Source organism: Mesorhizobium sp. 1M-11, from assembly GCF_001303895.1.
In the GTDB taxonomy this organism is placed as follows: domain Bacteria; phylum Pseudomonadota; class Alphaproteobacteria; order Rhizobiales; family Rhizobiaceae; genus Mesorhizobium.
The window spans coordinates 49,144-58,388 of record NZ_LJSD01000065.1 but is presented as its reverse complement, the minus strand read 5'-3'; the positions used below and the strand labels follow the sequence as shown (position 1 = coordinate 58,388).

The window sequence follows — 9,245 nt, the reverse complement described above, 5'->3', positions numbered from 1 at the left end:
TGTGTTTCGGCGTGGAATAAGGACCCCGTTTCAGGGGTGACCGGCGTCCAAAAAGGACCCCTGTAACGCAGGGTTGTCACACTGCCTTCGGTTTCATCGGGGGCATTTGTTTTGGATGTTGGTTGTGGAGACGATTGCGAAGATACGTCGGCTTTCGCTGGTCCAGGGGAAGTCGATCAAGGAGATCTGCCGCGAGTTGAGGATATCGCGGAAGGTTGTCCGGAAGGTGCTGCGGTCGAACGCGACGGAGTTCCGTTACGAGCGTGAGCATCAGCCGATGCCAAAGATCGGCCCCTGGCAGGATCAGCTCGACGGGCTTTTAGGTGGCAATCACGGCAAGGCGGGGCGCGAGCGGCTAACGCTGATCCGAATCTTTGAGGAGCTCCGCGGTCTCGGATACGACGGCAGCTACGACGCGGTTCGCCGATACGCCAAGAGCTGGGCGAAGGCGCAGGGATCAGCGACGGCGGAAGCCTATGTGCCGTTGTTCTTCGCGCCGGGTGAAGCCTACCAGTTCGACTGGAGCCACGAGATCGTCCTCATCAATGGCGTGACTGTGACCGTGAAGGTTGCCCATGTCCGGCTTTGCCACAGCCGCATGATGTTCGTCAGAGCCTATCCGCGCGAGACGCAGGAGATGGTGTTCGACGCGCACGACCGGGCCTTCGCCTTCTTTGGCGGCACCTGCACGCGCGGCATCTACGACAACATGAAGACGGCGGTTGAGACGGTATTCGTCGGCAAGGACCGGCAATACAATCGCCGCTTCCTGCAGATGTGCAGCCATTATCTGGTGCAGCCGGTCGCCTGCACGCCGGCGTCGGGCTGGGAGAAGGGTCAAGTCGAGAACCAGGTCGGGCTGGTGCGCGAGCGCTTCTTCACGCCGCGGCTGCGCTTCAAATCCTATGAGGAACTCAACGCCTGGCTGCTCGACAAATGCATCGCCTACACCAAGACGCACCGTCATATCGATCAGCCGGAGCGCACGATCTGGGAGGTGTTCGAGGAGGAGCGCGGCAAACTTGTCGAGTATCGCGGCCCCTTCGACGGCTTCCACACGGTCCCCGCCTCGGTATCGAAGACCTGCACGGTGCGCTTCGACAACAACAAATACTCGGTGCTGTCGACTGCCGTGGGCCGACCGGTCGAGATCCAGGCCTATGCCAGCAGGATCGTCATCCGGCAGGATGGCGTTGTCGTCGCCGAACACGCCCGTTCGTTCGGGCGCGGTGAGACCATTTACGATCCCTGGCACTATGTCCCCGTGCTCGCCCGCAAGCCCGGCGCATTGCGCAATGGCGCGCCGTTCCAGGACTGGGTTCTGCCCTCGGCGATGGAGCGGACCCGGCGCCGACTGAAGTCCTCGGATGACGGTGATCGCCAGATGGTGGCGATCCTGGCTGCGGTGTTGACCGACGGGATCGATGCCGTGGAGGCCGCCTGCCAAGAGGCGCTCGACCAGAACGTCTGCTCGTCAGCTGTCATCATCAACATTCTGGCGCGGCGGCGCGATCCGGCGCCAGCCATCACCATTCTCACCCCGGACGCTCTTCGCCTGCGCCATGAGCCGCAGGCCGACTGTGCCCGCTACGACAGCCTCAGGAGGGCAAGCTGATGGAACGCACGCAGGTTCTGGATCTGATGGGAACGTTGAAGCTCTACGGCATGCGCAGTGCCTATGACGAGGTTATGGCGACCGGCATCAAGCGCCAGCACGAGCCGCCGAGGATCGTCGGCGATCTGCTGTCGGCCGAGATCGCCGAGAAGCAGGCGCGCTCCATCAAATACCAGCTCACCGTCGCAAAGCTGCCGATCGCCAAGGACATCGAGGAGTTCGACTTCGACGGCACGCCGGTCAACGAGGTGCTGGTCAGGGACCTTGCCAACGGCACCTTCGTCGCCGACCAGCGTAACGCCGTTCTCATCGGCGGCACCGGAACCGGCAAGTCACATCTGGCGATTGCCCTTGCCCGATCCCTCATCCGCAACGGGACGCGCGGTCGCTTCTTCAATGTCGTTGATCTCGTCAACCGGCTCGAGACCGAGCACCGCGGTGGCAAGCAGGGCCGTATCGCTGACTACCTGACCCGATTGGACTTCGTCGTCCTCGACGAACTCGGCTATCTGCCCTTCGCGCAAGCCGGCGGGCAGTTGCTCTTCCACCTGATCAGCAGGCTCTACGAGCGCACCTCGATCATCGTCACCACCAATCTGGCGTTCGGCGAATGGCCCGCTGTCTTCGGCGACGCCAAGATGACGACGGCGCTGCTCGACCGGCTCACCCATCACTGCGAGATCATCGAGACCGGAAACGAATCCTGGCGATTCAAGAACCGCGCCTGATCACCCCATAACGCCGATCCGCGCTCGCCGGCCTGCGCAACCCAGACCAGCTTCGCCCGGCGAGCGCTAACCGTGGTGCCCTACAGGGGTCCCTTTTGCGCGCCGATCCAGGGTCCCCATTCCAGGCCGATTGACACAATGACGAACGCGTGGCCGTCAAGTCGTTGGAGGAAGGGACAGCCTTCATCCATGACATGCTGGTCGACGTTGCGGCAAAGTGAGCATCAACCGGCTCCGGCTTGCGGAGATCGGTTGATTTAAGTCGTGAAACAAAGGGATGGAGCGGAATTGCGATTCTTCTTGATCGCATTCCGCTCTTCTCGTGCAATCCACCGGCGGTATGGACGCCGTGAAGGTGTCGCCGGCTGCAATCCTCAGCCGGCGGCGCCGCCTTTTGGCGTCACATCCGCGAAAGACTGCTGCAGGAAATCTCGCGCTCGTTCTCCTGGAACGACGCATTGCCTACTTTGTAAGGGTTGCCGTTGCCGAGTTCCTTTGCCGCCCAGGTCTTCAACTGCTCGGTGCTGGCTTTGGTGATGAAACCAAGTCGCGTTCCGGGCGACGTACCCGGGCCGCGATAATAGAGCTTGGGAAACAGGTCGATCAGCATCGGATCCTCGGCGGATGCGCAGACATGCGTGAATGACAGGCCGCGAATGTCGTGCGCCGGCATCAGCGGCCAGCAGGTCTGGCTGTCGATGCGATCTCCGGCATCCAGCCGGATGTGTTTGTATTTGTTGAGATAGAGCAGCGTCGCGGTTGGGTCGGGATCGCTCTTGCAGGACAGTTGCCGCACGACATGTTCGGCAAATACCGCGTCGCTTTGTGCAGCCGGTGCCGGCAACACCGGCAGTGCCATCGTCAGCAGCGCGACAAGCCAGCGGCGTTTCATGGCTCAGCCGGCGCCGACTTTCTTGCCGAAGTTGGAGAAGAACTCGCCTGCGAGTTTCTTCGAGGTCGATGTGATCAGGCGGCTGCCCAGCTGGGCGATCTTGCCGCCGACATCGGCCTTGGCCGCGTATTTCAAGAGTGTCGCGCCATCGCCGTCGGGGGCTAGCGTCACGTCGGCGCCGCCCTTGGCGAAGCCGGCGATACCGCCCTTGCCTTCGCCCTGGATGGTGTAGGAATGCGGCGGCTTGAGGTTCTTCAGTGTCACCTCGCCGTTGAAGGTGGCCTTGATCGGCCCGATCTTCAGCACCACAGTGGCCGCCATATCTGTGGGCGACTTCATCTCCAGGCTCTGGCAGCCGGGAATGCTTTCCTTCAGCACAGACGGGTCGTTGAGCGCCGCCCACACCTTCTCCACCGGGGCTGCGATGCGTTCCTCGCCTTCGATAACCAGAGCCATGCAATCCTCCCGTTGAGGCAGCTCGAAAACTGCCCTCTGGTCAAAGCCGTACCGTAGTGCATCAATGCTGTCCATCGCACCAAAGTCCGGGGCATGCCCTTGCCCGAACGCGTGCGATGACATATCCAATTGTCGGACAAATGCGGAGATAGCCATGGCAGGCGCGCCTAGCGATAAGAAGAGGTTCCGGTCGCAGGAATGGTTCGACAATCCTGACAATCCGGGCATGACCGCGCTCTACCTCGAGCGCTACCTGAACTATGGTCTCACCCGCGCCGAGCTGCAGTCGGGCAAGCCGTTGATCGGCATCGCCCAGACGGGTTCCGACCTGTCGCCCTGCAACCGCCATCACCTCGAACTGGCCAAGCGGGTGCGCGAAGGCATCGTTGCGGCCGGCGGCATTCCGTTCGAGTTCCCCTGCCATCCGATCCAGGAAACGGGCAAGCGCCCGACCGCCTCGCTTGACCGCAATCTGGCCTATCTCTCGCTGGTGGAGGTGCTCTACGGCTACCCGCTCGACGGCGTCGTGCTCACCATCGGCTGCGACAAGACCACGCCGGCCATGCTGATGGCGGCGGCCACCGTCAACATCCCGGCGATCGCGCTGTCCGTCGGGCCGATGCTGAACGGCTGGCACAAGGGCAAGCGCACCGGCTCCGGCACCATCGTGTGGGAATCGCGCCAGCGCCTGTCGGCCGGCGAGATCGACTATGACGAGTTCATGGAGATCGTTGCGTCTTCCGCGCCTTCGGTCGGCTATTGCAACACCATGGGCACGGCCACGACCATGAACAGCCTGGCCGAGGCGCTCGGCATGCAGCTGCCGGGCTCGGCCGCCATTCCGGCGCCCTATCGCGAGCGCGGCCAGATCGCCTACGAGACCGGCAAGCGCATCGTCGACATGGTGCATGAGGACCTGAAGCCTTCGGACATCATGACGCGCGAGGCTTTCGAGAACGCCATCGTCGTCAACTCGGCGATCGGCGGTTCCACCAATGCGCCGATCCATCTCAACGCGATCGCCCGCCATCTCGGCGTCAAGCTGGACAATGACGACTGGCAGGCGATCGGCCACAAGATCCCACTGCTGGTCAACCTGCAGCCGGCCGGCGAATATCTGGGCGAGGACTACCACCATGCCGGAGGCGTGCCGGCCGTGGTCGCCGAATTGATGAAGGCAGGCCTGCTGCCGCATCCGGGCGCCGTCACCGCCAACGGCAAGACCATGGGTGAGAATTGCGGCAAGGCCGAAAACCTCGACCCCAAGGTGATCCTGGCCGTAGCCGATCCGCTGAAGAAGGAAGCCGGCTTCATCAATCTCAAGGGCAATCTGTTCGACAGCGCCATCATGAAGACCAGCGTGATCTCCAAGGAGTTCCGCGACCGCTACCTGTCGAACCCGGCTGATCCCGAAGCCTTCGAAGGCAAGGTCGCGGTGTTCGACGGGCCGGAGGATTATCACGCCCGCATCGACGATCCCGCCGAGGGCATCGACGAACACACCATCCTGTTCATGCGCGGCGCCGGTCCGGTCGGTTATCCGGGCGGTGCGGAAGTGGTGAACATGCAGCCGCCTGCCTATCTCATCAAGAAGGGCATCCACTCGCTGCCTTGTATCGGCGATGGCCGCCAGTCCGGCACATCCGGCACGCCTTCGATCCTCAACGCTTCGCCGGAGGCGGCCGCCGGCGGCGGCCTGGCGCTGCTGCAGAAGGGCGACCGCGTGCGCATCGATCTGCGCAAGGGCACCGCCGACATGCTGGTGCCGGAGGACGAGCTTGCCCGCCGCCGTGCCGCGCTCGGCAGCAATGGCGGCTACCATTACCCGAAGCACCAGACGCCATGGCAGGAAATCCAGCGCTCGATGGTCGACCAGTTCTCGGAAGGCATGGTGCTGAAGCCGGCCGTCAAATACCAGGACGTCGCCCACACCGCAGGCATGCCGCGCGACAACCACTAGCTTGCGGTGGCGTCACTCGGCTGGACCGCCAAAGGGTCCCGCCGAGCGGCTAGTGGCGCTTGAAGTATTGCACCTCACGCTCGTGCTTCTCGGCCGCTTCCCGTGATTTGAACGTGCCGAGATTCCTGCGCTTGTGGGTCCTGGGGTCCACTTTGCGCGAATAGAGACGGTATTCGCCTGATTTCAGCTTGCGGATCATGGCAACCTCCTGTGCAGTCACAACCTCGTACGGTTTCGCACGGTTCCGATAATCTGCTCCGGTCAGGCAAGCGTCGGCAGGAGTACACGCTGATGCGAGCCTATCCGTTCGGCATGCCGTCGAATGTTGGCAGCGAAGGATCGAGCGTATCCCAGGCATGGCCACGAGCGGCATAGGTGACCACCTGCGGCTTGAACTGGCCGGGGTCGTCCAGGCTGGCCGCCGAGACCGCGACGAAGTCCGGCATGGCGACGGTCGACAGATAGACCGGCGCGCCGCAGGTCGGGCAGAAGGCGTAGATCTTTTCGTTGCCGCTGTCGCTCGCCACACGCCAACTGTTCGTTTCGCCCGTCATCGTCATGTCGGCCCGGCTGGCAAAGGTCAGATAGGAGGCGTGTCCGGTGCCGCTCTGTTTCTGGCAGTCGCGGCACTGGCAGTGGTTCTCGAAGATGGGTTCGCTTTTCGTCTCATAGCGGACCGCGCCGCAGGCGCATCCGCCGCGATAGATCTTGGTCATCGGAATCTCTCGTTGGATGAAGGTCAGGCCGCTTTCGGCTTGCCGAAAATGTCGAGGCCGCGGCCGGTTTCCAGGAAGGATTTCAGGCTGGAGAGAACCACAGGCCAGCCGTTCTTCATGGTCTTCGCCATGTCGCTGCCGGCTTCGAGTTCATCATGCGTGACGGTCAGCCGAACCATGTTCTCATAGTCCTCGATCGCGAAGGTCACCCGGCTGTGGTTTGCAGGATCGGCAGCCTGACCGGGAGTTGCCCAGGTGACGACGAGGCGGGTCGGCGGCGTGGCCTCGACGACCTTGCCGACAACCTTGACGGTGCGCTCGTCACTGGCGCGCACATGTTCCCACGCCGATCCCGGCTTCCAGTCGGAGACGTTCTCGTGGCCCCAGTAGCGTCGCGTGACGTCCGGTTTGGCGATGGCCTCGAACACCTTTTCCGGGGTCGAGAGGATGTAAGTCACATAGACAAAACTGGTCGTTTCCTTGGCCATCCTCACTCTCCTTCGAGTTCATTTTTCAGATCGTGCAGCAGCTCGAGCCGCTGTCGTTCGAATTTGCGCACCCACCGCTCGTAGACTTCATGGAGCGGCACGGGGTTGATGAAATGCAGCTTTTCCCGGCCACGCCTCACCGTGCTGACCAGATTGGCCTCTTCCAGAATGCCGAGGTGCTGCGTGGCCGATTGCCGGGCCATGTCGAGGTCTTCGCAAAGTTCGCCAAGCGTCTGCCCGTTCTTCTCGTAAAGAAGGTCGAGCAGCCTTCTGCGTGTCGGATCGCCCAGCGCCTTGAAAACCTTGTCCGCGTCCATCGTTCTTGCTCGAATGTGGGATGATAATATGCAGGTAAAAGACTGCATGTCAACATCGTGCAGGTAAATACCTGCGTTTTGGCTCGCGCCCTGCCTTCCGCGCAAGACCATTTCCTGAAAGCTGTCGGCAGGCCTATTTCGCCGTGACAACGGCTTCGGGCTGTCCATTTCCCGACAGGATCTGCGCCGCCCCGCGCAGGGCGTTGCGGAACGTATCGTCGAAGCCGAAGCCGCGCAGCTGCCAATGACGGTCCTGGCTCTTTGAAACGAGATGCCAGTCGGCGACCCAGCCAAGGGCTTCCTCGCGCCAGACCATGGTGCCGACAAGGAGGAGGTCGCCACCTAGGGTTTTGGCTCTTTTGGCGAGCACTTCCGGCTTGGACTTCTCGGTTCGAATTGCATCGGCTTTGTACCGCGCAGGCAACTGCAACGGCATGCCGGTCTGTTCAGCGGCCGCCAACAACGCCGCACGCATGTCTGCGGCGAGATGGTTGTCGCTCTTGTTTGCCAGCATGAAGCTGTCGCCTTTCATCGGCGCGGCTTCGATCAGTGCGACGATCTTGGGTCGCGGCAACGGCCAGGGTTTGCGTCCGAGCGATGCCAAAAGAGCATTGATCTTGTCCGGATCGAAGTCGGCGGTGAGATATTGCGGCCGGTCGTAGGTGCCCTGTTCGTCATGCGGCGGGCGGTTGTTGAGGAGGTCCCGATAGCTGAACGCCTTGAGATAATCGGGAGCGTGTCGCGCCATTTCGGCGACACGCGGATCGCCGATCAGGCGAGGATCGCCGGAAACCTTGACCAGCACGTCTTCCAGGCTAGGGGCCAGCGCACGCGCCCGGTTCACTTCGCCGAAGCCATTGGTCACCGATTGGCCACGATAAAGATTGGTACGGTTGACTTCCGCTGCGCTCGCGGAAACCGCCATCGCCAGCGCTGCTGCAACGATCCCCGACTTCAAACCACCAAACATGCCAATTCTCCTGGTTTGACGACGGCAGCTTAGAGCAATTCCAGGAAAAGTGTGTAACGGTTTTCCGTCCGGAATTGCGTAAAAACAAAGAGTTAGAGCGTTTCCGCGTTTCCGTGGAAAATGGAAACGCTCTAGAGGCGACGGCAGACAATGCAAATTTGGATGGTGATGCTGAGGTCGGCTCGAACTTTTTCATCTGGACTTGTCGAAAACGGTCGCGCCCGATCGTCTATAAAAGATGGAGCATCCTTTGCGTGTCCAAAAGGGCGTGTCGCGCTCCAAGGAGAGGCCTATGAATTTCACGGACGACGAACTCCTGAGTTTCGATGCGTATGGCGCCGCGCCGCTTCCCACTGCAGCGATGGAAGGGTTCGTGGAGAACGACGGCGCTCGGATCTGGCATGCCGTCTATGGCTCGGGCCCCGCCGTCGTCCTGCTGCATGGCGGGCTGGGGCATGCCGGCAATTGGGGCCATCAGGTTCCGGCACTCGTCCAGGCAGGCAGGACGGTGGTCGTCATCGACAGCCGAGGCCATGGCCGCAGCACGCGCGACGCCGGGGCATTCAGCTACGAGCGGATGGCGGGCGACGTATTGGCCGTCATGGGTCACCTCAGCCTCGAGAAGGCGGCGCTCGTCGGCTGGAGCGACGGCGCCTGCACGGCGCTGATCCTGGCCGACAAGCATCCGGAGCGTGTTTTGGGCGTCTTCTTCTTCGCCTGCAACATGGATCCCAGCGGCACGCTGGACTTCAAGCCGACGCCGCTGACCGATCGCTGCTTCAGCCGCCACGGCAAGGATTATGCGGCCCTGTCGGCGACCCCCGATGATTTCTCGACCTTCGTGTCCGATGTCGGGCGCATGATGTCGACCGAGCCGAACTACAGCGCCAGGCAACTGAGAGGCATCCGGGTGCCGGTTGCGGTCGTCATCGGCGAACAGGACGAGTTCATCCGGCAGGACCATGCCGATTATCTTGCGCTCAGCATTCCCGGCGCCGAACTCGTCGTGCTTGCAGGCGTCGGCCATTTTGCGCCGCTGCAGCGTCCGGTTCAGTTCAATCGGGAAGTGCGCCGCTTTCTCGATCGCGTCGGATAAGCCTCGG

At 62.2% G+C, this 9,245-nt stretch carries 10 protein-coding genes and 1 pseudogene; 4 read left to right on the top strand and 7 right to left on the bottom strand.

Annotation, left to right across the window (positions count from 1 at the left end):
* Positions 1 to 115 precede the first annotated feature (115 nt).
* A pseudogene (gene istA / locus AO692_RS27315) lies at positions 116 to 1,682 on the top strand (IS21 family transposase).
* Positions 1,615 to 2,343: an IS21-like element helper ATPase IstB gene (gene istB, locus AO692_RS27310; RefSeq protein ID WP_054308547.1), complete on the top strand. Its 729-nt coding sequence runs from the start codon at positions 1,615 to 1,617 to the stop codon at positions 2,341 to 2,343. The pseudogene istA and the gene istB overlap by 68 nt, the downstream one beginning before the upstream one ends.
* A 400-nt stretch (positions 2,344 to 2,743) precedes the next feature.
* Here istB and AO692_RS27305 read toward each other — a convergent pair whose 3' ends face one another.
* Both AO692_RS27305 and AO692_RS27300 read right to left on the bottom strand, forming a co-directional pair.
* Positions 2,744 to 3,235 (bottom strand): hypothetical protein, encoded by a 492-nt coding sequence (locus AO692_RS27305; protein WP_054313208.1) that lies wholly within the window; start codon positions 3,233 to 3,235, stop codon positions 2,744 to 2,746.
* 3 nt (positions 3,236 to 3,238) lie between these two features.
* The gene (locus AO692_RS27300; protein ID WP_054313207.1) at positions 3,239 to 3,691 is read right to left on the bottom strand and encodes a carbon monoxide dehydrogenase subunit G; all 453 of its coding nucleotides are present in this window, start codon (positions 3,689 to 3,691) and stop codon (positions 3,239 to 3,241) included.
* 154 nt (positions 3,692 to 3,845) lie between these two features.
* On the opposite strand from AO692_RS27300, the gene AO692_RS27295 reads away from it, so the two are divergent.
* The gene (locus AO692_RS27295) at positions 3,846 to 5,651 is read left to right on the top strand and encodes an IlvD/Edd family dehydratase (RefSeq protein WP_054313206.1); all 1,806 of its coding nucleotides are present in this window, start codon (positions 3,846 to 3,848) and stop codon (positions 5,649 to 5,651) included.
* A 49-nt stretch (positions 5,652 to 5,700) separates the two neighbouring features.
* Here the strand turns inward: AO692_RS27295 and AO692_RS33445 are convergent, their stop codons facing one another.
* From AO692_RS33445 to AO692_RS27275, 5 genes are all read right to left on the bottom strand, one after another.
* Positions 5,701 to 5,850 carry a hypothetical protein gene (locus AO692_RS33445; RefSeq protein WP_097575905.1) on the bottom strand — a complete coding sequence of 50 codons (150 nt, stop codon included), beginning with the start codon at positions 5,848 to 5,850 and terminating at the stop codon, positions 5,701 to 5,703.
* Between the two features lie 100 nt (positions 5,851 to 5,950).
* Entirely contained in the window at positions 5,951 to 6,367 is a 417-nt protein-coding gene (locus tag AO692_RS27290) for a GFA family protein (protein WP_054313205.1), read from the bottom strand.
* A 23-nt stretch (positions 6,368 to 6,390) separates the two neighbouring features.
* Positions 6,391 to 6,855 (bottom strand): SRPBCC family protein, encoded by a 465-nt coding sequence (locus tag AO692_RS27285; protein WP_054313204.1) that lies wholly within the window; start codon positions 6,853 to 6,855, stop codon positions 6,391 to 6,393.
* A gap of 2 nt (positions 6,856 to 6,857) precedes the next feature.
* Positions 6,858 to 7,172: a helix-turn-helix domain-containing protein gene (locus AO692_RS27280; protein ID WP_054313203.1), complete on the bottom strand. Its 315-nt coding sequence runs from the start codon at positions 7,170 to 7,172 to the stop codon at positions 6,858 to 6,860.
* A 133-nt stretch (positions 7,173 to 7,305) separates the two neighbouring features.
* Positions 7,306 to 8,142 (bottom strand): DUF2066 domain-containing protein, encoded by an 837-nt coding sequence (locus tag AO692_RS27275; RefSeq protein ID WP_054313202.1) that lies wholly within the window; start codon positions 8,140 to 8,142, stop codon positions 7,306 to 7,308.
* 292 nt (positions 8,143 to 8,434) lie between these two features.
* Here AO692_RS27275 and AO692_RS27270 point away from each other — a divergent pair, with 292 nt between their 5' ends.
* Positions 8,435 to 9,238, top strand: a complete 804-nt coding sequence (locus AO692_RS27270) for an alpha/beta hydrolase (protein ID WP_054313201.1) — start codon at positions 8,435 to 8,437, stop codon at positions 9,236 to 9,238.
* Positions 9,239 to 9,245 lie beyond the last annotated feature (7 nt).

Coding starts and splice junctions, on each gene's coding strand:
- AO692_RS27270 (WP_054313201.1), top strand. CDS start 8,435: ATGAATTTCACGGACGACGAACTCCTGAGTTTCGATGCGTATGGCGCC.
- AO692_RS27300 (WP_054313207.1), bottom strand. CDS start 3,691: ATGGCTCTGGTTATCGAAGGCGAGGAACGCATCGCAGCCCCGGTGGAG.
- AO692_RS27305 (WP_054313208.1), bottom strand. CDS start 3,235: ATGAAACGCCGCTGGCTTGTCGCGCTGCTGACGATGGCACTGCCGGTG.
- AO692_RS27275 (WP_054313202.1), bottom strand. CDS start 8,142: ATGTTTGGTGGTTTGAAGTCGGGGATCGTTGCAGCAGCGCTGGCGATG.
- AO692_RS27280 (WP_054313203.1), bottom strand. CDS start 7,172: ATGGACGCGGACAAGGTTTTCAAGGCGCTGGGCGATCCGACACGCAGA.
- AO692_RS27295 (WP_054313206.1), top strand. CDS start 3,846: ATGGCAGGCGCGCCTAGCGATAAGAAGAGGTTCCGGTCGCAGGAATGG.
- AO692_RS33445 (WP_097575905.1), bottom strand. CDS start 5,850: ATGATCCGCAAGCTGAAATCAGGCGAATACCGTCTCTATTCGCGCAAA.
- AO692_RS27290 (WP_054313205.1), bottom strand. CDS start 6,367: ATGACCAAGATCTATCGCGGCGGATGCGCCTGCGGCGCGGTCCGCTAT.
- AO692_RS27285 (WP_054313204.1), bottom strand. CDS start 6,855: ATGGCCAAGGAAACGACCAGTTTTGTCTATGTGACTTACATCCTCTCG.
- istB (WP_054308547.1), top strand. CDS start 1,615: ATGGAACGCACGCAGGTTCTGGATCTGATGGGAACGTTGAAGCTCTAC.